The following is a 21,698-nucleotide window of genomic DNA, read 5'->3' as shown; positions in this document are numbered from 1 at the left end:
GCAATTTTTGCGATGAAAGGCCCCTTCATCGCACTAGCGAGCCGGGGTCAGCAGCCCAGGAAGTGGCACCGCACCACCCGCGGCTGCTCGATCACCTTCCCCGCCTGCACCGACCACGCGAGCCGGAGGTACTGCGCATGCGTCCAGGCCAGCGGCGTCGCGGACGCGGTCGGGGTGCCCGCCGGGAAGCCGGGCTGCCCCGAGGGCGCGTTCTCGTCCCAGACCTGCTCCGGCATCGTGTCCCCGGAGCTGCTGACGCGCCCCAGGTCGCGAAGGCGCCTCGCGGCCGTACCACGGTCACCATTGGCGAGGTCGTACTCGCCGCGTTCACCCGCCAGCAGCGGCCAGAGTCGCCCGAAAGTGGTCCGGCTTTCCGCCGGGAACGTGTAGTCCCACGGTGACCCGTCGGCCTTCTCGCCGTAGCCGTCCTTCGTATACCTGTGCCAGAACTGACCCGTCGGGGTGGTGAAGGCGATGTCGGCATCGGTGACCTTGACGCTGTTCCTGATCACCGGATCGTCGGCGCGGTAGATGCCCAGCCTCACCAGTTCGAGGAATCCCGCGTCGGTCACGGCACGCTGGTCCACGGTCACGCTGGAGTTGCCCAGGTTGTACTTCGTGCCGTTGTTCGCGTTGCCGTCCTTGGTCAGCCGGACGAAGTACGGGTCCTTCGACAGCGGGCCGTTCGTGGTCACCGTCCACTGGGCGAGCTTCGCCTTGAACGCGTCGGCGGTGTCGAGGTAGCGCTTCGCGTCGGCGGCGGCGCCGTTCGCCTTGGCGATGTCGGCCGCGCAGACCAGCCCGGCGATCACCGCGGCGATCGTCGAAGGCGAGTAGCCGTCCTGTTCTTCCCAGCGTTCCTGCTGGCTGTACGGCGACGCGTGCCCGTTGTCCGCCTTGTAGGACAACAGGAATTCCGCCGCCTTGCGCACACCCTGCCACGTCTTGACGTCGGTGCGGCCGAGCTGCTGGGCGAGCACGATCGGCAGCGCGGTCTCGTCGAGCTGGATGGACGTCCAGTACGGCGTGCCGTCGACGTGGCTGTTCTGCGGCAGATGCCCGTCCGGCAGCTGCTGCGTCCCGAACATGTAGTCGATCGACCGGTTGGCGGCGTCGCGGTCGCCGGCGGCGAGCAGACCGGTCGCGATCTGGTAGAGGTCCCGCGGCCAGACCAGGTGATAGGTACCCGACGGCGACCATTCCGGGTCGTTGTTCCCGAACCGCCACGGCATACTCGGCGACGCGATGAGCGCCCCTTGGTGGATCTTGTCCTCGCTCGCCGCGAGCATGAGCACGGACGCCTGGTAGAGGTCCCGTTCCTGCTCGGTCTTGAGCGACGACGGCGCGTCCTTCACCTGGCGTAGGTACTGCTTCCAGCCGCGGTCGTACGCGCGGGCGGTGTCGGAAAATCCGCGCCGTAGCGAGGCTTTCGCATTGGCGAGCGCGTCGGCGTCCTTAGCGCCCATGCCGAGCGAAAGGGTGAAGTTCCGCGAGCGGACACCGTCGGCGGACGTCTGCCCGGTGATCAGCACGTTTCCCTTGGCCGCGGTCGCGTAATCCTTGAGGGTGAAGGATTTCGTCAGCTGCGTGATGCCGTCGGAGGAACCCGAATAACCCACGGAACCACGCGAGAACGCCGGTTCCGCCGCCAGCGCGGCCGCGGTCTTCGCGTCGGACGCGACCCCGTTCACCCCATCGGTGTGTGCGGAGTCGTCGGATCCTTCGTTCGTGAGATCGGGATCCGCGACCGCGTACACCTGGTACGGGCGGCCGGTCAGCGAAACGAAGTCGACGTCGATCAGCACGCTCGTGCGCGCCGGGTCGGTGACGTAGGTCTTGCGGAGCTTCCAGCGGCGCTGGTCGTCGGTGATCGTCTGTTCGTAGGTGAGGCCGTCGGTACGGCGCACCCGCTGCGCCGTGGCCGACGAATCGACCGTCGCGAAGCTCGTCCCGTCGGTGACGACGAGGTCGAGCGCGCGAACGCCCGGCGTGGACAGATCCGGGTAGTAGACCTCGGACATCCGGCCGCCCTGGAGGGTGAACCAGACGTTGCTCGCCCGTTCGCGGGCAGTGCCGAAGCCGGTCTTGTCCGCCGGGAGCCAGCTCGGATGGGCGCCGGGCGCTCCGGGCGCCTCACCGCCCTGCGCCGCGGCCACCGCCGGGACCAGCCCCGCGATCAGCACGCCTGCCAGTGCCGGGAGCACGAGTTTTCGCATATCCACCCCAGACTTCTGTAACGGTGCAGAACCTCCGGGATTCTGTCGTGAATCCCCGGCGCGCACATGCTCCAAACCGGTGAACCGCTAACGCCGTCGACATGTCGGCCCCGAGAATCGCGTTGCCGCCTTCCTCATGACGATGCGATCCCCGTCCCGGCGACAGTGATGCTGATCAAGCAGTCGGCGAAGGGCTCACGCCGGAACGCGTTCGCCACCGTCGCGGGCATCGAGGCCGGCGTCGCGTTCTGGGGGCTCGCCGTGGTCTTCGGCCTGACCGCGCTCCTCATCGCCTCCCAGGTCGCCTACGACATCTTGCGGATCGCGGGCGCGGTCTTCCTGATCCACCTCGGCGTCAAAGCGCCCTTCTTCCGCAAGGGCGCCGGGCGCGGCTTCCTGATCAACGTGAGCAACCCGAAGGCGGGCGTGTTCGCGATCTCGTTCCTCCCCCAGTTCGTCCCCTCCGACGCCGGGCCGTGGCCGCTGCCGCTGTGCGTCGCGGTGTGGATCGCCGTCGACATCGTCTGGTATTCGTCGCTCTCCCCGCTGGTCACACGCCTGGGTGAGTGGCTGCGCCGCGATCGCGTCAAGCTGTGGCCGGAGCGCACGTCCGGCGGCGTCCTGGTCGGCTTCGGAGTGACCGTCGCCTTGGAGGGTTGATTGTCCGCGCCCCGGCGTGGCATGGTCGGGGCACAACCAAACAACCGCGGGAGCTCGCGCCATGGCGGGCTGAGAGGGCGGCTGGAGTCTTTCCAGGGGCTGAGACCTTTGAAAGGCTTGGGCGCCGCCGACCGCATGAACCTGACCGGGTAATGCCGGCGTAGGGAGTGAACGTCGTTGACGACGCTTGAGAATGCCCAGGACATCACGCCGACCGTGACCACCGGGCCGATCACCGGTTCCCGGAAGGTCTATCACCAGACGGAATCCGGTCTCCGGGTCCCCGCGCGGCGGATCGATCTTTCGAACGGCGAGCATTTCGACGTTTACGACACCTCCGGCCCGTACACCGACGACGACGCGCAGATCGATGTCCACAGTGGACTTCATCGGCTGCGCGCGGGCTGGGCCGACGGTCGTGAACACAACACCCAGCTCGGCTGGGCGAAACAGGGCGTCATCACCCGCGAGATGGAGTACGTCGCGGCACGCGAGCGCTGCTCGCCGGAATTCGTGCGGGACGAGGTCGCGCGCGGCCGGGCGGTGATCCCCGCCAACCGCAAGCACCCGGAGACCGAGCCGATGATCATCGGCAAGAAGTTCCTGGTGAAGATCAACGCCAACATGGGCAACTCGGCCGTCTGGTCTTCCGTGGAGGAGGAGGTCGACAAGATGGTGTGGGCCACCCGCTGGGGCGCCGACACGATCATGGACCTCTCCACCGGCAAGCGGATCCACGAGACGCGCGAGTGGATCATCCGCAACTCGCCGGTGCCGGTCGGCACCGTGCCGATCTACCAGGCACTGGAAAAGGTCAACGGGGAGCCGGAAAAGCTGTCGTGGGAGGTCTACCGCGACACGATCATCGAGCAGTGCGAGCAGGGCGTCGACTACGTCACCGTGCACGCCGGGGTGCTGCTGCGCTACATCCCGCTGACCGCGCGCCGGGTCACCGGCATCGTCTCGCGCGGCGGCTCGATCATGGCGGCGTGGTGCCTCGCTCACCACAAGGAATCGTTCCTGTACACCAATTTCGCCGAACTCTGCGAGATCCTGCGCGAGTACGACGTCACGTTCTCGCTCGGTGACGGCCTGCGGCCCGGCTCGATCGCCGACGCCAACGACCGCGCGCAGTTCGCCGAACTGGAGACGCTGGGCGAGCTCACCCACATCGCCCGCGAACACGACGTCCAGGTGATGATCGAAGGCCCCGGCCACGTGCCGATGCACAAGATCAAGGAGAACGTCGAACTCGAGGAGAAGCTGACCGGCGAGGCGCCGTTCTACACCCTCGGCCCGCTCGCGACCGACATCGCGCCGGCGTACGACCACATCACCTCGGCCATCGGCGCGGCGCAGATCGGCTGGTACGGCACGGCGATGCTCTGCTACGTCACGCCGAAGGAGCACCTCGGCCTGCCGAACCGTGACGACGTGAAGACCGGCGTCATCACCTACAAGATCGCCGCGCACGCCGCCGACCTCGCCAAGGGGCACCAGTACGCGCAGGAGTGGGACGACGAGCTTTCCAAGGCCCGCTTCGAATTCCGCTGGAACGACCAGTTCAACCTGTCGCTGGACCCCGACACCGCCCGCGCGTACCACGACGAGACGCTGCCCGCGGAGCCGGCGAAGACGGCGCACTTCTGCTCGATGTGCGGGCCGAAGTTCTGCTCGATGCGCATCACCCAGGACGTCCGCAAGTACGCCGAGGAACACGGACTGTCCACTGTGGAGGCCATCGAGGCGGGCATGGAGGAGAAGTCGCACGAGTTCGCCGAGCAGGGCAACAAGGTGTACCTGCCGGTGGTCAATCAGTGACAGCCGCACCCAGGACGGCCCTCACCATCGCCGGATCGGATTCCGGTGGTGGTGCGGGCATCCAGGCAGACCTGCGCACCTTCTTCGCCAACGGGGTGCACGGGATGGTCGCGCTCACCGCGGTCACCGTGCAGAACTCGCTGGGTGTGCAGGGGTTCAGCGAGATCCCGGTCGACGTCGTCACCGGGCAGATCAAGGCCGTCGCCACGGACATGGGCGTCGACGCGGCGAAGACCGGCATGCTCGCGACGGCCGAGATCATCAACGCCGTCGCGAAGACCCTCGACGAAGTCCACATCGGACGCTCGTCGGACACGCCGTTCGTCGTCGACCCCGTCGCCGCTTCGATGACCGGGCACGCGTTGCTGCGCGAGGAGGCGCTGGAGGCGATCCGCACCGAACTCTTCCCGCGCGCCACGCTGATCACGCCGAACCTGGACGAGGTGCGGCTGCTGACCGGCGTTTCCGTGACCGGGCCATCGACTCAGCGCGAGGCGGCGGAGGCGTTGCTGGAGTTCGGGTCCGAGTGGGTGCTGGTGAAGGGCGGGCATCTCGACGCGGCTCAGGACTGTGTGGACCTGTTGTCCGACGGTGAGTCCTGGGTGGAGCTGAGCGGGCCCCGCTTCGACACCCGGAACACGCACGGCGGCGGCGACACGATGGCTTCGGCGATCACGTCTTCGCTGGCGAAGGGGGCGGACGTGCCGACCGCCGTCGCCGAGGGGAAGCGATTCATCGAGCGCTGTGTGGCGGAGTCGTATCCGCTGGGGGCCGGGGTAGGGCCGGTGTCGCCGTTCTGGAGGCTGCGGTAGGTGCCGGGCTCGTGAGTGGTCATGACGGTTAGAACCGTCCTTGCCACTCACGAGGTCAGCCGACGGGCTCCATCACCCGCGAGTCGTACTCCTTCCGCGACTCGAGGATCCCGTCGAAGTTGGCGACGGACCATTCGCTGACCGCCATGAGCAGCGTGCCCGCGCTCGCGCCGCGTTCGGTCAGCGCGTACTCGACGGTCGGCGGCGTGGTCGGGAAGACCGTGCGCGTGACCAGGCCGTCGCGTTCGAAGGCACGCAGGTTCTGCGTCAGCATCTTCTGGCTGATCCCGCCGACGGCGCGGCGCAACTCACCGAACCGGTGCGACCGCCGCGACAGCGCGCCGAGCACCAGTGCGGTCCACTTGTTGGCGAGCAGATCGAGGACGTCTCGGCACGGGCAGTTCCGCAGGTAGATGTCCCACGGGGATTCCGGCACTTCACAGGTGGTTTCCATCAGGTACCTAGTTTACCTTCAAGTGCCTTCTAGCGAAAAGAGACCAAGCGCCCGAGCATGGAAAGCACCGACAACGGAGGAGCTTTCGATGCGCGTCGTGACCCAGCAGCGGCTTGGTGGCCCGGAAATGCTGGAGGTGACCGAAACCGATCGGCCGTCCCCCGCCCCGACGGAGGTGCTCGTGCGGGTGCGCGCGGCCGGCGTCAACCCGGTCGACTGGAAGACCCGGGCCTACGGCGTCTTCATGGGCGAGCCGCCGTTCGTCCTCGGCTGGGACGTCTCCGGGGTGGTGGAGGAGCTCGGCGTCGGCACGACGCACTTCGCCGTCGGCGACGAGGTCCTCGGCTTCCCTTGGTTCCCCAGGCAGGCCGGAGGTTACGGCGAATACGTGACCGCGCCCGCCCGCCAGTTCGTGCGCAAACCCGCGAGCCTCACCCACGAGCAGGCCGCCGGGCTGCCGCTCGCCGGGCTCACCGCGTGGCAGGGCCTGGTGGACCTCGCCGATGTCCGGCCGGGACAGCGCGTGCTGATCGACGCGGCCGCGGGCGGTGTCGGGCACTTGGCCGTCCAGGTGGCGAAGGCGCGCGGGGCGTACGTCCTGGGCACGGCGAGCGCGGCGAAGCACGATTTCCTCCGCGAACTCGGCGTCGACGAGCCGATCGACTACCGCGACGAGACCGCGACCGTGTCCGATGTGGACCTTGTGTTCGGGCTGGTCGGCGAGCAGAGCGATCTGCGCTGGCTGGACGCGGTGAAGCCGGGCGGCCTGCTGATCGCGGTCCCCGGCGGCCCGAGCGAGGCTGTCGTGGCGAAGGCGGAGAAGCTCGGCGTGCGGACGTCGGGGATGCTGGCCGAACCCGATCAGCTCGGCCTGCTGGCGCTGACCGGCCTGATCGAGAAGGGCGAACTGCGCGTCCACGTCGAGCAGACCTTCCCTCTCGAGGACGTCGCGAAGGCGCACGAAGCCGGCGAAGGTGGCAGGGTCACCGGGAAGCTCGTCCTGACCCTCTGAGAACGCGCGTGGAAAATGAACCCATGAGCGAGAACCCGAGCCCGCCGTCGGCGCTGACCATCGCGGGGTCCGACTCCGGCGGCGCCGCCGGCCTTCAGGCGGATCTGCGCACGTTCCTCACCTGTGGCGTGCACGGTCTGGTCGCGGTCACCGCCGTGACCGTCCAGAACACCCTCGGCGTGCACGACCGCACGGACATCCCGGCGCGGATCGTCGCGGGCCAGATCGAGGCCGTCGCGGCCGACATGGGCGTCAACGCGGCCAAGACCGGCATGCTCGCCTCGGCCGAGATCATCCACGCCGTCGCCGCGGCGTGCGACAAGGCCGAGATCGGCCGCGACCGCAAGGTGCCGTTCGTGGTCGACCCGGTCGCGGCGTCGATGCACGGTCATCCGCTGTTCGACGAAGCCGGGCTGGTCGCGCTGCGGGACGAGCTCCTGCCGCGCGCGACCGTCCTCACGCCGAACCTCGACGAGGTCCGCCTGCTGACCGGGATGACCGTGACCACCCGTGAACAGATGCACCAGGCGGCCGTCGTGCTGCACCGGCTCGGGCCGAAGTACGTACTCGTGAAGAGCGGCCACCTCGTCTCCGACCCCGAATGCGTCGACGTGCTCTTCGACGGTTCCACGTTCGTCGAACTGCCGGGCGAGCGGTTCGCGACCCAGCACACGCACGGCGCCGGGGACACCATGGCGTCGGCGCTGACGGCCGGTCTCGCGAAGGGGATGTCCGTCGTGGAGGCCGCCCGCTACGGCAAGTGGTTCGTTTCACACGCGGTCGAAAACGCCTACCCGATGGGCGCGAAGGTCGGTCCGGTTTCGGCGTTCTGGCGGCTTGCGCCCGGGCACTGAGCACCCGTCCGGTTACGATCTGCGCCGTGACCGGACGCGAAACGGTGGCCAGGGTCGTCGAAGACCGCCGCTTCCAGAACTTCATCATCGCGGTGATCGTCTTCAACGCCGTCACGCTCGGCCTCGAGACCTCCACGAGAATGCTCGCGGAGTACGGGAGCCTGCTGCACACGGTCGACTACATCGCGCTCGGGATCTTCGTCCTCGAACTGGGCGCGAAGCTCTACGCCTATCGCGGGAAGTTCTTCCGCGACCCGTGGAACATTTTCGACCTGGTCGTCGTCGGGATCGCGGTGATCCCGACGACCGGCCCGTTCGCGGTGCTGCGGGCGTTGCGGGTCCTGCGCGTGCTGCGGCTGATCTCGGTCGTGCCGTCGATGCGGAAGGTCGTCACCGGCCTGCTCGCGTCGATCCCCGGGATGGCTTCGATCGCCGCGCTCCTCGCGCTGATCATCTTCGTCGCGGGCGTGATGGCGACGAAGCTGTTCGGCGCGATCTCGCCGGAGAACTTCGGAGACCTCGGCACGTCGCTGTTCACGCTGTTCCAGGTGATGACCGGCGAGGCTTGGCCGGACATCGCCAAGGAGGTCATGAAGGAAGCACCCATGGCCTGGGTGTTCTTCGTGGTCTACATCCTCGTGTCCAGCTTCGCGGTGCTGAACCTCTTCATCGCCGTGGTGGTCAGCGGGATGGAGGACGAGCTTCGCCAGGACATCCGCGAGGAAGAGGCGAAGCAGGCCGAAACGCAGGCCCAGGCGAACAAGGAGATCCTTGACGAGCTTCGCGCTCTTCGTGCCGAAGTCGCGGAACTCAGCGCTCTTCGTCCGCGATGAGCGCTTCGAGCGCCGGAAGGGCCGCCGCCAAGGCCGCCTGGTGCTCCGGGCTCAGCCGTTCGAGGCGTTTGCCCAGTTCGTTCACGCGCGTCGACCGGACGCCGGAAACCAGCCTCTCGCCCTCTTCGGTGGCCTCCGCGAGCCAGGCACGCCTGTCGATCGGGTCCGATTCACGGCTGACGTAGCCCGCTTCGACCAGCGAAGCGACGATCCTCGACATGGTGGCCGCGGCGACGCCTTCCTTCGCCGCGAGGTCACCCAGCCGGAGCTGGCCGTAGTGCACGAGCGTGGCGAGCGCCGAGATCGCGCCGTGGCCTGGCCCGGGCACGCCCGCCTGGCGCAGTGACCGGGACAGCCTGCCCACCGCCAGGAACAACCTGCCCGAAACGTCCTGGACCGCTGACGTGGTCACCACTGGCTCCTCTGGGTACACGGCGGCGGGTGCGCCTCCGGAAAGTGCCGTCAACCATACGGGCTTCCGGTGCGAACTCGCCGTGAAGGCCGTGAACCGTACAAAAGGGTTACCGGGGCGGGCTCGACGCATGCGCCCAGAACCGCTGCGGGATCCGCCCCGCGCCGGCGGCCAGCCGCCCCGCGGTGACGGCGGCCCGCATCGCCGACGCCATCCGTTCAGGGTCCGCGGCCCTGGTCACCGCGGTGGAAAGCAGGACCGCGTCGCAGCCGAGCTCCATCGCCAGCGTCGCGTCGGAAGCCGTGCCGATCCCGGCGTCGAGGATCACCGGGACCCCCGCGCGCGACACGATCAGCTCGATGTTGTGCGGGTTCCGGATGCCGAGACCGGTGCCGATGGGCGCGCCGAGCGGCATCACCGCCGCGCAGCCCGCCTCCTCCAGCCGCAGCGCCAGCACCGGGTCGTCGTTGGTGTACACGAGCACAGTGAAGCCGTCCGCGGCGAGCTGTTCGGCCGCTTCGAGGGTCTCGAACGGGTCCGGCAGCAGGGTGCGGTCGTCGGCGTGGACCTCCAGCTTGATGAGGTCGGTCTCGAGCGCTTCGCGGGCGAGCTGCGCGGTGAGGACCGCTTCGGCGGCCGTCCGGCAGCCGGCGGTGTTGGGCAGCAGGCGGATGCCGAGGCGGCGAAGCAGTTCGAGGACGCCGGAGCCCCCTTCCGCGTCGGCCTTGCGCATCGCGACGGTGGTCAGTTCCGTGCCGGACGCCACCAGCGCGCGTTCCAGCACGGCGAGGTTGCCCGCGCCGCCGGTGCCGATGATCAACCGCGACGAGAGCTTGTGCTCTCCGATGACGAGGTGGTCGCCGTCCATTTCAGCCTCCTTGCACAGCGGTGAGGATGTCGACGCTGGCGCCCTTGCGCACCACCGCTTCCGGCCATTCGCCGCGCCGGACGACCACGCCGTCCACCGCGACCGCGACCCCCTGTGTCGCCGTGCCCAGCGCCTCCAGCACGCCCTCGACGGTGGTCCCGTCGGGGAATTCGCGCCACTGGCCGTTGACCTGGATCTCCATCACACCCGCTCCTCGCTTCGCCGCGACGGCGTGGCCGCCGCGACCTCGTCCGGCAACGGCACTCCGTCCAGCCAGGCGACCGCGGCGTCCGCGGTGACCGGGGCCATCAGGAGACCGTTGCGATGGTGACCTGTCGCGGCGAAGACACCTTCGCCCAGCTCACCGATGAAGGGCATCGTGTCGACACTCGCCGCGCGAAGCCCGGCGGCGGTCTCGACGAGTTCGTATTCGGTGAGGCCTGGGAAGACGCGCTCCGCGCCTTCGAGCAGTTCACGAACGCCTCGGACGGTGACGGTCTCGTCGAAACCGGCTTCGTACTGCGTCGCGCCGAGTACGAGCTGACCGTCGTCACGCGGGACGAGGTAGATCGGGCGGCCTTCGACCATCGCGCGGACCGTGCGTTTCGGTGGTGGCAGGCAACCCCGTCGCGGCCGGAGGCGGAGGATCTCGCCCTTGAGCGGGCGGACGGCGCCTTCGAGCGCGGGATGCAGCCGCCCGGTCCAGGCTCCCGCGGCGAGGACGACGTCACCCAACCCGGCGAGGTCCGTGATGGTCTGTTGACGGAACTCGACGCCGTGTTCGTCGCAAGCGTGCCTGAGCGCGTGCAGCAGCCTTCTGTTGTCCACGGCCAGATCCCCGGGCACGAGGAGTCCACTTCGGACGGACCCGGCGAGGCCGGGTTCGGCGCGGCGGACCTCGCGGCCGGTCAGCCGCTCGACCTCGCGGCCCAGCTCGGCGAGGTACGCGGCGAGCATTTCGAGGTTGCCCGCGTCGGCGCTGTCCAGTGCGACGACGAGCGTGCCGTGCGGCGAAAGACCCGGGTCCGCACCCTCTTCCGCCAGGTCGCGGGCGAAATCGGGCCAGCGCCGCAGCGACGCTTCGCCGAGCTTGAGGACGTCTTCCTCGCCTGGCCATGCCTCGGTGACAGGCGCGAGCATGCCGCCCGCGAGCCACGACGCGCCGCGCCCCGGCTCAGGGTCGTACACGGTGACGCGATGGCCGCGCGCGGACGCGCGCCAAGCGACCGAGAGGCCGATGACCCCGCCGCCGACAACCGAAAGTTCTCTCATGAGATCACGCTCCCTGCGCCGGCATGACCCGGATCAGGTTCCACGGTCGGAGCGGTCCCGGCTCCCTCTCAGCCCGTCCTCGGGCTCCCGTGCGGACCACCCCACCGTAGCGCGCGAGTACCGTCGCCGCCATGCCCACCCTGTCTGGTTCGCTGATCCGCGCCCGGCTCGCGGACGCCCGCCTGTACCTCTGCACAGACGCCCGGTCCGGCCGCGGCGATCTCGCCGAATTCGCCGACGCCGCGCTGGCCGGCGGGGTCGACATCATCCAGCTGAGGGACAAGACCGGCGGTGCGCCGATCGAGGCGAAACACGAGATCGCCGCCCTGGAGGTGCTGGCGGAGGCGTGCGAGAAGCACGACAAGCTGCTGGCGGTGAACGACCGCGCGGACGTCGCGCTCGCCGTCGGCGCGCACGTGCTGCACCTTGGCCAGGACGACATCCCGGTGTCGCTCGCCCGTCGCGTGCTCGGGGACGACGTGGTGATCGGCCGGTCCACCCATTCGGCCGAACAGGCCGCGGCCGCCGCCGGGGAGGCCGGCGTGGACTACTTCTGCACCGGCCCGTGCTGGCCGACCCCGACGAAGCCGGGCCGGTCCGCCCCGGGGCTCGACCTGGTGCGCTCGACGGCCGCGTCCGGGACGACGCGGCCGTGGTTCGCGATCGGCGGCATCGACGCCGAGCGGCTGCCCGAGGTGCTGGACGCGGGGGCGTCGCGGATCGTCGTCGTCCGCGCGATCACCGAGGCCGAAGACCCCGAAGCTGCCGCTCGCGCCCTCCTCTCGGCCCTCCCCTGACCCACGCATTTCGTCCTCTGAACGCGGTAGTTGGCAGCGCGAACTACCGCATTCAGAGGACGAAATGCGGGAAGGGGATCAGGGCACGGGGGTGTTCGAGGCGGGAGCGGACGGCGTCGTCGGTGGCGCCTGGGAGGTCGAAGGCGTCGTGGACTGCGTCGTCGGAGGCGCCTGCGTGGTCGTGGGGGCCGTCGGGGTCGTCGACGGGGTCGGCGTGGTCGACGGCGTCGTCTCCGGCTGGTTGTCCTTCGTTTCCGAAGGGGTCGTCGCAGGCGGGGTGTCGTGCTTGTCCTGCCGCTCCTGAGGCTGCCCGCCGCCGATGATCTTCCCTATGGTCGTCCCGGTCCCACCACCGAAGGTCTTCCCGGTCGCCCCCTCGAAGCCGGTGATCGCGACGAGCGCCACCGCGAACGCCGCCACGCTGACTCCGGCGATCACCGCCCAGCGCGGTTTGAACTTCCGCCCGGACGGCTCTTCCTCCTCCGCCCGGGTGAGCCGGACGGTCTCCTGCTCAGCCGGGTCGAGCACCTTGCGGCGTCCGGGGACGGTCAGCACCACTCGCGCCTTCAGCGCCGCGTCCTTCGTCCGTTGCAGCGAACGCAGGTACAGTTCGCCGCCGAGCGTCGTGATCACGCTCGCCAGCCCGGCGCCCGCCACCGTTCCGGCCACGCCGAGGGTGGAACCCAGCAGCGCCGCGGTGATCGCGGCCATCGCGGCCGCCGTCACCTGGATGATCCGGCCCTGCTTTTCCGTCTTTTCGGTTTTCTCCGTGCTCTCCTTGGTCATGATCCCGTTCTGCTGCTAGTCGGTCCTCACCGGTCCTAACGACTAAGGCGCACGGGATGCTCCCTTCGTTGTCCGCACGTGAGCAGCGCCACGCGGTCTGTCCATAAAGGACTGTCCACGGCTCACAACTCCTTGACATAATCGGACGTATGGACCTGGTATCGATCGAGGAAATCCGCGACGCGGCGAGCCGCGTCAAAGGCGTCGCGGTGCGCACCCCGTTACTGGAACAAGGGTGGGCGCCGTTGTGGCTCAAACCGGAAAGCCTTCAGCCGATCGGCGCTTTCAAGGTGCGCGGCGCGTACAATGCGATCGCCGAGTTGAACGAAGATCAGCGCGCCCGCGGTGTCGTCGCGTTTTCCAGTGGCAACCACGCGCAAGCGGTCGCGTACTCGGCGAAGCGATTCGGGATCCCCGCGGTGATCCTCATTCCGGACGTCGCCCCGCGCGCCAAGGTCGAAGCCACCAAGGCGCTCGGCGCCGAGGTCATCGAGGTCCCGATCGACGCACAGGAATCCTCCGCGCTCGCCGTCGCCGGCGAACGGGGGCTCACCATGATCCCGCCGTTCGACCACCGCGACGTCATCGCCGGGCAGGGCACCGTCGGCCTGGAGATCGCCGAAGACCTGCCGGACGCCGGCGTCGTGCTCGTGCCGCTCAGCGGCGGCGGGCTGGCCTCGGGCGTCGGCACGGCGATCAAGGAACTGCTGCCGGACGCGAAGGTCATCGGCGTCGAGCCGGAACTGGCCGGCGACACCGCCGAGGGCCTGCGCGCGGGCAGGCGGATCGAGTGGCCGATGGACCTGCGGGCGCGCACCAGCGCCGACGGACTGCGCGCCCAGCCGTCGGACCTGACCTTCGCCCACCTCCAGTCGGTGCTCGACGACGTCATCACCGTTTCGGAGGAGGAGATCCGGGAGGCCGTCCGGACGCTGGCGCACCGGGCCCGCCTGGTCGCCGAGCCGAGCGGCGCCACCGCGACCGCCGCGTTCCTTTCCCACCGGGACGCGCTGCCGCCGGGCAAGGTCGTTTCGGTCGTTTCGGGCGGGAACCTGGACCCGGCGACGCTGGCCGATCTACTGGCTTAGCTCGCGTGCGTAAAGCCGGATCTCGCGAGTTCCGCCTTCAAGCCCGCGAGTTCCGACTCCGATCACGTGTGTCCGGCGGGACGGACGTGCGTCGGCGGCGAGTCGACCCCGCAGTGGAGGCATTCACCCGGATGCGGTGACTCGTCGGTGTCCTCGGCAGGCGTGTCGAGGACACCGTTGTGGATGCCGAGCGCGATCAGCCCGCCGCCGATCGCCAGGGCCGCGCACACCAGCAACGCCGTCCGCCAGCCCGCGGTCAGCGCCACCGGATCGGTGTAGGCGGCACCGGACAGCCCGGCGACGGCGGGCAGCACGGCGATCGCGAGCAGGCCACCCGACCGGGCGATGGCGTTGTTGACCCCGGAGGCGACGCCGGCGTACCGGTCCGGCGCGGCGGCCAGCACCGTCGCGGTCACCGGCGCGACGACCGTCGCCAGCCCGGCGCCGAACACGACGACGGCGGGCAGCACCGACCCCAGATACGAGGACCCCGGCCCGACACGCATCAGCAGGAGCATGCCCACGCCCACCAGGATCGGGCCGGCGACCAGCTGCGTACGCGGCCCGATCTTCTGCGCGAGCGCGCCGGACCGGCCGGAGAACAGCAGCATGATGACGGTGATCGGCAGCCCGGCGAGTCCGGCCGCGGTCGGCGAGTAGCCCAGCGACACCTGCAACTGCATGACCATCAGCATCATCACGCCGCCGAGCGCCGCGTAGACGACGAAGGTCAGCGCGTTGGCGAGGCTGAACGTCCGGTCGCGGAACAGTTTCGGCGGCACCAGCGGGTCGGCCGAGCGGTGCTGGATCACCAGGAACGAGCCCAGCCCCGCGACGCCGAGCACGATGGCGACCAGGACGACGACGTCGCCGATACCGCGTCCGGGTGCCTCGACCAGCGCGCCGGTCAGCCCGGCGAGCCCGATCGCGCCGACGGCGGCCGCGAGGAAGTCGGGATGCCCGGTCGCCTCCTCGTCACGGGACTCGGGTACGTAGCGCCGGGCGAGCAGGACGCAGACCGCGGCGAGCGGCAGGTTGATCAGGAACGCCAGCCGCCACGACCACACCTGCACGAGGACGCCGCCGAGCAGCGGGCCGACCGCCGCCGCGATGCCGCCGAGCCCGGACCAGGCACCGATCGCGCGGGCCCGGTCGTCGTGGGCGAAGGACGCTTGAAGGATCGCCAGCGAGCCGGGCGTGAGCAAAGCTCCCCCGATCCCCTGGAGGATCCGGGTCGCGACGAGCAACTCGGTGGTCGTCGCGGCGGCGCACAGCCCGGAGGCGACACCGAACCAGACGACGCCGACGATGAACATGCGGCGGCGGCCGTAGCGGTCGCCGAGGGATCCGGCGACGAGGATCAGCGCGGCGAGCGCGAGCAGATAGCCGTCGAGGATCCATTGAAGGCCCGCGACGGACGCATCGAGTTCTTCGCCGATCCTCGGGAGCGCGACGTTGATGATCGTCCCGTCGAGCATCGCCATGCCCGAGCCCACGATCGTCGTCGCGAGCACGCCGCGCGCCACCGGCGTCCCCCACCGAATCCCCGCCGCCGTGTCAGTCATGGGACGACTGAATCACGACGGCCGGGAGCGGGCCACCGCGAAATCGGCGTGAATTCCGGGAAAGCGATCTTTCCCGGAATTACCTGACTCGTCAGGGAAGTAGTGTGGTGACGAATTTGTAACGGTCACCCCGGTAGATCGCGCGCGCGAACTCGACCGGTTTTCCGTCGGTGGCGAAGGAATGCCTCGAAAGGAGCAACATCGGCATTCCGACGTCGGCGCCGAGCATCTCAGCCTCGTGCGGTCCGGCGAGGGCGGTCTCGATCGTTTCCTCGGCCCTTTCGAGCTCGACGCCGTAGTGCTCCCTCAGCACGGCGTACAGCGAACCACCTGCGGAAACGTGTTTGCGCAAACCGCGGAAGCGGCCGAGCGGGAGATGCGTGGTCTCGAGGGCCATCGGCTGTGAATCGGCCAGCCGCAGACGGCGAAGGCGAAGGATCTTCGCGCCGACACGGATTCCGAGCAGCTTCGCCAGATCGGCTTCGACGGGCAGTTCGTCGATCTCCAGCAGCTTGGACGACGGCTTGAGCCCCTGTTTGCGCATGTCCTCGGTGTAGGACGACAACTGCAGGCGCTGCGCGAGTTTCGGCTCGGCGGCGAAGGTGCCCTTGCCCTGCACGCGGTGGAGCCTGCCCTCGGCGGTGAGGTCGGCGAGCGCCTGCCGGACGGTGGTGCGCGAAACGGTGAATTCCCCCGCCAGCGCCCGTTCCGTCGGAATCGGCGAGCCGGGCGGCAACGCGTCGAGCAGATCGAGCAGATGCTGTTTCAGCGCCCAGTACTTGGGTTCGCGCTGCCCGCGCATCCCTGCCGTAGCGCCCGCCTCACTCGCGGTGGTTGTCTCCAACATGACCGACTCCCTAAGCCTTCCCACTCAAACGCGCACCGTCCCCGCTAGGAAACGTACCCTTCACCACAAACGTCCATTCGGGCTAGCATTGGTCTAGACCTACTCGGGGGACGAAGTACGTCCCGGTGGAAGGGAACGAGATGACCGAACAGCGCCCCGGCGAGCACATGGCCGCGGAGATCTCCCAGCAACCCGCCATTCTGGCAGGAATCGTGGAGCGACAGGCCGAAATCGCCGAGGTGGCCGAAGCCATCTCCAAGCGCCCGCCCAGGTTCGCACTCCTCGCCGCCCGGGGCTCCAGCGACCACGCCGCCCTGTATGCGAAGTACCTGATCGAAGTACTCCTCGGTCTCCCCTGCGGTCTCGTCTCACCCTCCACCGCGACTCTGTACGGCGCCCGTCCCGATCTGCGGGACGTTCTCTTCATCACAGTAAGCCAAAGCGGTGGATCCCCGGATCTCATCGAGGTCACCGAAACCGCGCGTCGCCAGGGAGCGCTGACCGTCTCGGTCACCAACACCCCGGAGTCGCCGCTTCGCGCCGCCGCCGAACTCGGCGTCGACATCGGCGCGGGACTGGAAAAGGCGGTGGCCGCCACCAAGACCTACTCGGCCACCTTGCTTTCGCTTTACCTTCTGATCGACGCGGTCCGCGGCGGCAAGGGCGCGGACGCGGAGAAGCTGGGCGAGCTCGCACAGCAGACCCTCGACGGCTCGGAAGAAGGCGTGCAGCGCGCGGTGGACCGCTACCGCTTCGTCGACCGGGTGCTCACCACGGGCCGCGGCTACTCGTACGCCACGGCTCTGGAAGGTTCTTTGAAGCTGGCCGAAACCAGCTACCTCGCGGCCCGCGCGTACAGCGGCGCGGACCTGCTGCACGGTCCGGTCGCCGCGGTCGACGGCGAGACCGCCGTGCTCGCCGTGACGAGCCAGGGACACGGAGTGGGCGCGATGCAGGAGGTCCTCGAAGCCGTCGGCAAACGCGGCGCGGACGTGCTCGCGGTCGGCTCCGCTTCGGCCGACGTGCCCGCGGCGTTGCGGATCGGGGTCGCGCCGTCCGCCGAAGAGGTCGCCCCGATCCTGGAGATCCTGCCCATCCAGCGGATCGCGCTCGGCCTTTCACTGGCGCGCGGCGGTGACCCGGACAGCCCGCGCGGGCTGCTCAAGGTGACCAAGACCCGGTGACCCACGTCATCGGTGTGGACGCCGGAGGCACGTCGACGCGAGCGATCGCCGTCGACGCCTCCGGCGCCGTCCTCGGCACGGGCCGCGCGGGCGGGGCGAACCCCAATTCCCATCCGCCGTCGGAAGCCGCCGCGCGGATCGCGAGCGCGATCACCGGCGCGCTCGGCGGGCTGGATCCGGCCGCGACCGCGGCGTGCGTCGTCGGCATGGCGGGTGTCAGCAAGCTGAGCGATCCGGCGATCGCGGAGATCTTCGAGGCCGCGTGGAAGGGCACGGGGATCAGTGCAGTGCGGACGGTCCCCGACCCGGAGGTCGCCTACGCGTCGGCGACCTCCGCGCCGGACGGTTCGGTGCTCGTGGCGGGCACCGGATCGATCGCCGGACGGATCCGCGGCAGGCGCATGGTGTCCACCGTCGGCGGCTACGGCTGGTTGCTCGGCGACGAAGGTTCGGCGTACTGGCTCGGCCGTGAAGCCGTTCGCTCCACTTTGGATGTTCTCGGCCGAGGCGGCGAACCCGGTCCGCTCGCGCGCGCCGTGCTCAGCGAAGCGCTCGGACCGTCCGCAGTGGACCCCGCGACCGACCGGACCCCGCTATGGCGCGCGCTCATCACGAGCGCCAACGCCGAAGCGCCGATCCGGCTCGCCAGGTTCGCCCCGTTCGTCAGCGAGGCCTACCGCGAAGGCGATCCGGTGGCGGACGAGATCACCACCCGCGCGGCCACCTTGTTGGTGACGAACGTCATGGCCGCCCGGGATCCGGGGGAGGACACGCCGGTCGTCCTGGTGGGCGGCGTGTTGTCGCCGGAGGGGCCGGTGGGGACGAAGGTCCGCGCCGAACTCGCCGGCATCGAGGTCCTGACCAGCACCGACGGGGTACTCGGAGCCGCTTGGCTGGCCGCCGTCGACGCCTACGGAGAAGGGGCACCGCGGCCGGTCCCACCCTGGAAAAACACCAAAAACGAGCCCTAAAAGACCAAACCATCGACTCCGGGGCCGAACTCCGGGTACCGTAGGACCCGGCCCCCGGACCCTCCCCCCTCGCCGGGGGCCGCCTTATGTCCTGGGCAGCCCATCGGGCGCGGAATCCGAGGGATCCCCGTTCTCCTCCACCACCCGCAGGCCGGGATGTTCCGGAGGCAGCGTGCGGTACAGCACCCAGCCGCTCACGGCGACCGTCACCGCGACCAGCGGCCAGGACAGCACCGTCCTGGCGATGCCGAGTGCGACCACCTGCCCGCTCCACCACAGCGAGCCGAACACGACGACGCGCAGCGTGTACTGGAGGAAGACCCACACCCAGCTCGCCCGCGAATACGCGCGCAGCAGCGCGGGATCACGGCGCCATCGGGTCTTCTGCCCGATGACGAGCCCCACCACGACACCGAGCAACGGCCACCGGACCACGATGCTGGCCGCCCACAGCAGCGCGCTGGCCACATTGGACAGCAGCTGGATGAGGAAGAAGTCTTCGGCGCGGCCGGTGTGCAGGGCGATCAGCGCGGCGGCGATCACCGCGGCGAGGCTCACCACGACCGCGCGGGCCTTGTCGCCGCGCGCGACCCGGTACACGCCGAGCAGCACCGCCACACCGATGGCCACCCCGGCGCCCCAGGCGATCGACTGGCCGGCGATCAGCCAGCCGAGGACGAAGGCCGCTGGCGGGATGCTCGCGTCGATGGCGCCACGCCGCCCGCCGAGGATCTGGGCGAGCGACTCGCGCGAGGGTCGTGAGGTCACCCTTACAGCCTGCCGGATCTATGAGTCCCGACACCCGGGCGGGGAGACGTTCGCCACATACCGTGTCCGGTTTACGCCCTCTTGAGGGGAATCTGCGCAGCCCAGGAGTGTACATCCCAGTAATGGAGGTGCATGGACGTCCGTCAAAATAAGAGACTGTGTCAACGGGCTGAACCGCGGGTTTCGGTCAGGTGGGATTGCAGGGGCGCTCTCAGCTGTTAGTTGTGGTGTACAAGTATCAACCGGGGGCACACGGACGGAAGGGGACCCAACGTGTACGGATTCGACAGCTACGTGGCGATCGGTGACAGCTTCACCGAAGGACTCAACGACAGCTTGCCCGACGGCACCTTCAGGGGCTGGGCGGACAGGCTGGCGGAGATCCTCGCCGAAGGCAGGCCCGACTTCCAGTACGCGAACCTCGCCCTCCGCGGGAAGATGCTCGACGAGATCCTCGAAGAGCAGCTCCCGATCGCCCTCGCGGTGAAGCCCGACCTGGTCACCCTGTGCGCGGGCGGCAACGACATCATCGTGCCCGGCGCGGACGTGGACGCCGTCGCCGCGCGGCTGGAGGCGGGGGTCGCCAAGCTGCGCGAGGCCGGGATCCCGGTGCTCATCTTCAACGGGCCGGACACCAAGTACCTGTCCGTGATGCACGTCCTGCGGGGGAAGGTCGGCATCTACAACGCGCATCTGTGGGCGATCGCCGACCGGCACGGCGCCAAGATGGTCGACATGTGGGCGATGGCCCCGCTGCACGACCGCCGCGCCTGGAGCGACGACCGGCTGCACTTCACCCCCGAGGCCCACCGGCGGATCGCGCTGCGCGCGGCCGAGGTCCTCGGTGTCCCGGTCGCCGACGACTGGCGTGAGCCGTGGCCGGCGTCCGAGGAGCCGAGCACCTGGATCACTTCGCGCCGTTCGGACCTCGAGTGGACGAAGGTGCACCTGCTGCCGTGGATCCGCCGTCAGCTCAAGGGCGAGTCCATGGGCGACGGCCTGTCCCCGAAGCGCCCCGAGCTCGCGCCGCTGCTCCCGCTGGAGCAGATCGAGTCGACGGGCGTCTCCCTCCCGGCCAAGGACATGCGGGAGATCCACCACCACGCGAGCTGAAGGGGACTTTCCCCTCATCTGGCGCCGCGAAGGGGCCCTTCACCGCATCTGATGCGATGAAGGGCCCCTTCGACTCACATCACCCGAACGGGTCATGTCCCGTTCGTCCGATGCACCCACGCCTGACGCGGCTTACAGTCCCTCCATGCCCGGTACACGCTGGAGCCGCTTGCTGCCTACAGCGCTGCTGGTCACGCTCGCCTTGACGGCGATCACCGTCTGGTCGGCCTCGGACGACATCGAGGCCGAGCTGACCGCGCGCGCCAAGAACGCGCTCGCCGACGTCGGGGTCTCCGGCGGCCAGGTGAGCTTCTCCGGCCGCGACGCGAACCTCATCGGCTTCCCGCCGGACAAGGCCGCGCAGGCGATGGACGCCATCCAGCGGATCGACGGGGTCCGGACGGTCGAGATCTCCGGCGACACCGCCCCGCCCGCCGGACCGGTGACGACCAGCGGCGAGCCGTCGAGCCAGCCGCCCCCGAGCCCGTCGCCCAGTCCCACGCCGACGTCGGCCAAGCCGGTGGACAAGGCCGGATTCCAGGCCGAGATCGACCGCCTGCTGGCGGCCACGCCCATCACGTTCGAACCGGACACCACCGAACTCACCGCGGACGGCGAACGCGGCGCGCTGGAGATCGCGAAGCTGCTCACGGACGCGCCCCGCGAGCTGAGGTTCCGGATCACCGGGCAGGTCGCGACCGGTTCGGACCGGAAGCTCTCGCTGAACCGGGCGCTGACGGTGGAGCGGCTGCTGGAGCGCAACGGGGTCAAACGCGACCAGGCGTACTCCACCCAGCGCAGGAACTCCGACGGCGCGAACGGCGAGGGCCGTCGCGTCGACATCACGGCAGAACAGAGGTGATGGCCTGATGCTCTGGCTCTTCGGGCAGATCTGGCTCTGGCTGCTCATCTCGTTCGCTCTCGGCTGCGGTGTCACCTGGCTGCTGATGCACGGCGAACGACGTGAGCGACCCGCCGCGGAACCGGTGGCCCGCGAGCCGGAACGCACGGCACCGGTGCCTGCCGAGCCGGACCCCGAACCCGTGCCCGAGCTGCTCTCCACCGAACGGACGCAGTTCCTCCCGCCCGCGCGGATCCAGGACGACGACGAACCGTACGACCAGGAGGCGGAAGGCCACCGCGAGGGTCAGTTGACGCCGGAACCGGTGCGGGGCTACCACCCGGGGCCGCCGGAACCGGCCGCCCGGAACGGCGAGGGTGGCCACGAACCCGAACCCGTCTGGCCGAGCGACGAGGACTGGCCGCCCGCCGGGCACGCGCCCGAGCACCGGCCGGGGCAGGGCGGCTGACACTCGCCTGGTAAATTCGGCTACGCACTGTGAGCGGGACGCCGGGTACGTTTCT

23 protein-coding genes and 1 riboswitch are annotated in these 21,698 nt (G+C 69.5%); of the genes, 13 read left to right on the top strand and 10 right to left on the bottom strand.

The annotated features are described in order from the left end of the window. Positions 1 to 47: 47 nt before the first annotated feature. Entirely contained in the window at positions 48 to 2,216 is a 2,169-nt protein-coding gene (locus tag LCL61_RS09210) for a glycoside hydrolase family 15 protein (protein ID WP_340688533.1), read from the bottom strand. A 168-nt stretch (positions 2,217 to 2,384) separates the two neighbouring features. Between LCL61_RS09210 and LCL61_RS09205 the strand changes: the two genes are divergently transcribed. From LCL61_RS09205 to thiD (LCL61_RS09195), 3 genes are all read left to right on the top strand, one after another. Further along, the gene (locus tag LCL61_RS09205; protein WP_340686447.1) at positions 2,385 to 2,876 is read left to right on the top strand and encodes a LysE family translocator; all 492 of its coding nucleotides are present in this window, start codon (positions 2,385 to 2,387) and stop codon (positions 2,874 to 2,876) included. Positions 2,877 to 3,053: 177 nt separating this feature from the next. Continuing rightward, positions 3,054 to 4,697 carry a phosphomethylpyrimidine synthase ThiC gene (gene thiC, locus LCL61_RS09200; RefSeq protein ID WP_340686446.1) on the top strand — a complete coding sequence of 548 codons (1,644 nt, stop codon included), beginning with the start codon at positions 3,054 to 3,056 and terminating at the stop codon, positions 4,695 to 4,697. After that, the gene (thiD, locus tag LCL61_RS09195; RefSeq protein WP_340686445.1) at positions 4,694 to 5,509 is read left to right on the top strand and encodes a bifunctional hydroxymethylpyrimidine kinase/phosphomethylpyrimidine kinase; all 816 of its coding nucleotides are present in this window, start codon (positions 4,694 to 4,696) and stop codon (positions 5,507 to 5,509) included. The genes thiC and thiD (LCL61_RS09195) overlap by 4 nt, the downstream gene beginning before the upstream one ends. Before the next feature lie 55 nt (positions 5,510 to 5,564). On the opposite strand, the gene LCL61_RS09190 is transcribed toward thiD (LCL61_RS09195), so the two are convergent. Beyond that, positions 5,565 to 5,963 carry a helix-turn-helix domain-containing protein gene (locus LCL61_RS09190; RefSeq protein WP_340686444.1) on the bottom strand — a complete coding sequence of 133 codons (399 nt, stop codon included), beginning with the start codon at positions 5,961 to 5,963 and terminating at the stop codon, positions 5,565 to 5,567. 88 nt (positions 5,964 to 6,051) lie between these two features. Between LCL61_RS09190 and LCL61_RS09185 the strand changes: the two genes are divergently transcribed. From LCL61_RS09185 to LCL61_RS09175, 3 genes are read left to right on the top strand one after another with little or no spacing between them, the layout of a single operon-like run. After that, complete coding sequence (locus LCL61_RS09185) at positions 6,052 to 6,975, top strand: NADP-dependent oxidoreductase (protein WP_340686443.1); 924 nt, start codon at positions 6,052 to 6,054, stop codon at positions 6,973 to 6,975. 23 nt (positions 6,976 to 6,998) lie between these two features. Beyond that, positions 6,999 to 7,829 carry a bifunctional hydroxymethylpyrimidine kinase/phosphomethylpyrimidine kinase gene (gene thiD / locus LCL61_RS09180; RefSeq protein ID WP_340686442.1) on the top strand — a complete coding sequence of 277 codons (831 nt, stop codon included), beginning with the start codon at positions 6,999 to 7,001 and terminating at the stop codon, positions 7,827 to 7,829. Positions 7,830 to 7,855: 26 nt separating this feature from the next. After that, complete coding sequence (locus LCL61_RS09175) at positions 7,856 to 8,662, top strand: ion transporter (RefSeq protein WP_340686441.1); 807 nt, start codon at positions 7,856 to 7,858, stop codon at positions 8,660 to 8,662. Here LCL61_RS09175 and LCL61_RS09170 read toward each other — a convergent pair. The 4 genes from LCL61_RS09170 to thiO all read right to left on the bottom strand — a co-directional run bounded on the left by LCL61_RS09170 (position 8,640) and on the right by thiO (position 11,214). Further along, positions 8,640 to 9,074: a MarR family winged helix-turn-helix transcriptional regulator gene (locus tag LCL61_RS09170; protein WP_340686440.1), complete on the bottom strand. Its 435-nt coding sequence runs from the start codon at positions 9,072 to 9,074 to the stop codon at positions 8,640 to 8,642. The two genes, LCL61_RS09175 and LCL61_RS09170, sit on opposite strands and share 23 nt — an antisense overlap. Positions 9,075 to 9,183: 109 nt before the next feature. After that, a complete protein-coding gene (locus tag LCL61_RS09165; protein ID WP_340686439.1) occupies positions 9,184 to 9,942 on the bottom strand; it encodes a thiazole synthase in 759 nt (252 codons plus the stop codon). A gap of 1 nt (position 9,943) precedes the next feature. Next, the gene (gene thiS, locus LCL61_RS09160; protein WP_007033436.1) at positions 9,944 to 10,144 is read right to left on the bottom strand and encodes a sulfur carrier protein ThiS; all 201 of its coding nucleotides are present in this window, start codon (positions 10,142 to 10,144) and stop codon (positions 9,944 to 9,946) included. After that, entirely contained in the window at positions 10,144 to 11,214 is a 1,071-nt protein-coding gene (gene thiO / locus LCL61_RS09155; RefSeq protein WP_340686438.1) for a glycine oxidase ThiO, read from the bottom strand. Before thiO ends, thiS begins: the two co-directional genes overlap by 1 nt. Continuing rightward, positions 11,208 to 11,315, bottom strand: a riboswitch (TPP riboswitch). (Overlaps the previous gene by 7 nt.) 30 nt (positions 11,316 to 11,345) lie before the next feature. Here thiO and thiE point away from each other — a divergent pair. Next, a complete protein-coding gene (gene thiE / locus LCL61_RS09150) occupies positions 11,346 to 12,011 on the top strand; it encodes a thiamine phosphate synthase (RefSeq protein ID WP_340686437.1) in 666 nt (221 codons plus the stop codon). Positions 12,012 to 12,089: 78 nt separating this feature from the next. On the opposite strand, the gene LCL61_RS09145 is transcribed toward thiE, so the two are convergent. Beyond that, the gene (locus tag LCL61_RS09145; protein WP_340686436.1) at positions 12,090 to 12,797 is read right to left on the bottom strand and encodes a hypothetical protein; all 708 of its coding nucleotides are present in this window, start codon (positions 12,795 to 12,797) and stop codon (positions 12,090 to 12,092) included. 149 nt (positions 12,798 to 12,946) lie between these two features. Between LCL61_RS09145 and LCL61_RS09140 the strand changes: the two genes are divergently transcribed. After that, positions 12,947 to 13,885, top strand: coding sequence for a threonine/serine dehydratase (locus tag LCL61_RS09140; RefSeq protein ID WP_340686435.1), 939 nt, complete (start codon positions 12,947 to 12,949; stop codon positions 13,883 to 13,885). A gap of 62 nt (positions 13,886 to 13,947) precedes the next feature. Here the strand turns inward: LCL61_RS09140 and LCL61_RS09135 are convergent, their stop codons facing one another. Continuing rightward, the gene (locus LCL61_RS09135; protein ID WP_340686434.1) at positions 13,948 to 15,450 is read right to left on the bottom strand and encodes an MFS transporter; all 1,503 of its coding nucleotides are present in this window, start codon (positions 15,448 to 15,450) and stop codon (positions 13,948 to 13,950) included. Between the two features lie 91 nt (positions 15,451 to 15,541). After that, positions 15,542 to 16,297, bottom strand: coding sequence for a GntR family transcriptional regulator (locus LCL61_RS09130; protein WP_005160527.1), 756 nt, complete (start codon positions 16,295 to 16,297; stop codon positions 15,542 to 15,544). Positions 16,298 to 16,437: 140 nt separating this feature from the next. On the opposite strand from LCL61_RS09130, the gene LCL61_RS09125 reads away from it, so the two are divergent. After that, positions 16,438 to 17,481, top strand: coding sequence for an SIS domain-containing protein (locus LCL61_RS09125; protein ID WP_126730325.1), 1,044 nt, complete (start codon positions 16,438 to 16,440; stop codon positions 17,479 to 17,481). Then, on the top strand, positions 17,478 to 18,452 hold the full coding sequence (locus LCL61_RS09120; RefSeq protein WP_340686433.1) for an N-acetylglucosamine kinase: 975 nt from the start codon (positions 17,478 to 17,480) through the stop codon (positions 18,450 to 18,452). The genes LCL61_RS09125 and LCL61_RS09120 overlap by 4 nt, the downstream gene beginning before the upstream one ends. An 84-nt stretch (positions 18,453 to 18,536) precedes the next feature. Here LCL61_RS09120 and LCL61_RS09115 read toward each other — a convergent pair whose 3' ends face one another. Then, positions 18,537 to 19,220, bottom strand: a complete 684-nt coding sequence (locus tag LCL61_RS09115) for a DUF3159 domain-containing protein (protein WP_340686432.1) — start codon at positions 19,218 to 19,220, stop codon at positions 18,537 to 18,539. Positions 19,221 to 19,493: 273 nt separating this feature from the next. On the opposite strand from LCL61_RS09115, the gene LCL61_RS09110 reads away from it, so the two are divergent. The 3 genes from LCL61_RS09110 (at position 19,494) to LCL61_RS09100 (ending at position 21,643) form a co-directional block, all read left to right on the top strand. Further along, positions 19,494 to 20,333, top strand: coding sequence for an SGNH/GDSL hydrolase family protein (locus tag LCL61_RS09110; protein ID WP_340686431.1), 840 nt, complete (start codon positions 19,494 to 19,496; stop codon positions 20,331 to 20,333). 145 nt (positions 20,334 to 20,478) lie between these two features. Further along, the gene (locus LCL61_RS09105) at positions 20,479 to 21,195 is read left to right on the top strand and encodes an OmpA family protein (RefSeq protein ID WP_340686430.1); all 717 of its coding nucleotides are present in this window, start codon (positions 20,479 to 20,481) and stop codon (positions 21,193 to 21,195) included. A gap of 7 nt (positions 21,196 to 21,202) precedes the next feature. Beyond that, the gene (locus LCL61_RS09100; RefSeq protein ID WP_340686429.1) at positions 21,203 to 21,643 is read left to right on the top strand and encodes a hypothetical protein; all 441 of its coding nucleotides are present in this window, start codon (positions 21,203 to 21,205) and stop codon (positions 21,641 to 21,643) included. The last annotated feature ends 55 nt before the right edge of the window (positions 21,644 to 21,698 follow it).

Source organism: Amycolatopsis coloradensis (assembly GCF_037997115.1).
Lineage (GTDB): Bacteria > Actinomycetota > Actinomycetes > Mycobacteriales > Pseudonocardiaceae > Amycolatopsis > Amycolatopsis coloradensis_A.
The sequence above is the reverse complement of the archived record's forward strand: the minus strand, read 5'-3'. Positions and strand labels throughout refer to the sequence as shown.

Excerpts from the sequence above, each read along its gene's own strand:
- LCL61_RS09210 (WP_340688533.1), bottom strand. The coding sequence starts at position 2,216 with ATGCGAAAACTCGTGCTCCCGGCACTGGCAGGCGTGCTGATCGCGGGG.
- LCL61_RS09205 (WP_340686447.1), top strand. The coding sequence starts at position 2,385 with ATGCTGATCAAGCAGTCGGCGAAGGGCTCACGCCGGAACGCGTTCGCC.
- LCL61_RS09190 (WP_340686444.1), bottom strand. The coding sequence starts at position 5,963 with ATGGAAACCACCTGTGAAGTGCCGGAATCCCCGTGGGACATCTACCTG.
- LCL61_RS09185 (WP_340686443.1), top strand. The coding sequence starts at position 6,052 with ATGCGCGTCGTGACCCAGCAGCGGCTTGGTGGCCCGGAAATGCTGGAG.
- thiD (WP_340686442.1), top strand. The coding sequence starts at position 6,999 with ATGAGCGAGAACCCGAGCCCGCCGTCGGCGCTGACCATCGCGGGGTCC.
- LCL61_RS09165 (WP_340686439.1), bottom strand. The coding sequence starts at position 9,942 with ATGGACGGCGACCACCTCGTCATCGGAGAGCACAAGCTCTCGTCGCGG.
- thiS (WP_007033436.1), bottom strand. The coding sequence starts at position 10,144 with ATGGAGATCCAGGTCAACGGCCAGTGGCGCGAATTCCCCGACGGGACC.
- thiO (WP_340686438.1), bottom strand. The coding sequence starts at position 11,214 with ATGAGAGAACTTTCGGTTGTCGGCGGCGGGGTCATCGGCCTCTCGGTC.
- thiE (WP_340686437.1), top strand. The coding sequence starts at position 11,346 with ATGCCCACCCTGTCTGGTTCGCTGATCCGCGCCCGGCTCGCGGACGCC.
- LCL61_RS09145 (WP_340686436.1), bottom strand. The coding sequence starts at position 12,797 with ATGACCAAGGAGAGCACGGAGAAAACCGAAAAGACGGAAAAGCAGGGC.
- LCL61_RS09140 (WP_340686435.1), top strand. The coding sequence starts at position 12,947 with ATGGACCTGGTATCGATCGAGGAAATCCGCGACGCGGCGAGCCGCGTC.
- LCL61_RS09135 (WP_340686434.1), bottom strand. The coding sequence starts at position 15,450 with ATGACTGACACGGCGGCGGGGATTCGGTGGGGGACGCCGGTGGCGCGC.
- LCL61_RS09130 (WP_005160527.1), bottom strand. The coding sequence starts at position 16,297 with ATGTTGGAGACAACCACCGCGAGTGAGGCGGGCGCTACGGCAGGGATG.
- LCL61_RS09125 (WP_126730325.1), top strand. The coding sequence starts at position 16,438 with ATGACCGAACAGCGCCCCGGCGAGCACATGGCCGCGGAGATCTCCCAG.
- LCL61_RS09105 (WP_340686430.1), top strand. The coding sequence starts at position 20,479 with ATGCCCGGTACACGCTGGAGCCGCTTGCTGCCTACAGCGCTGCTGGTC.
- LCL61_RS09100 (WP_340686429.1), top strand. The coding sequence starts at position 21,203 with ATGCTCTGGCTCTTCGGGCAGATCTGGCTCTGGCTGCTCATCTCGTTC.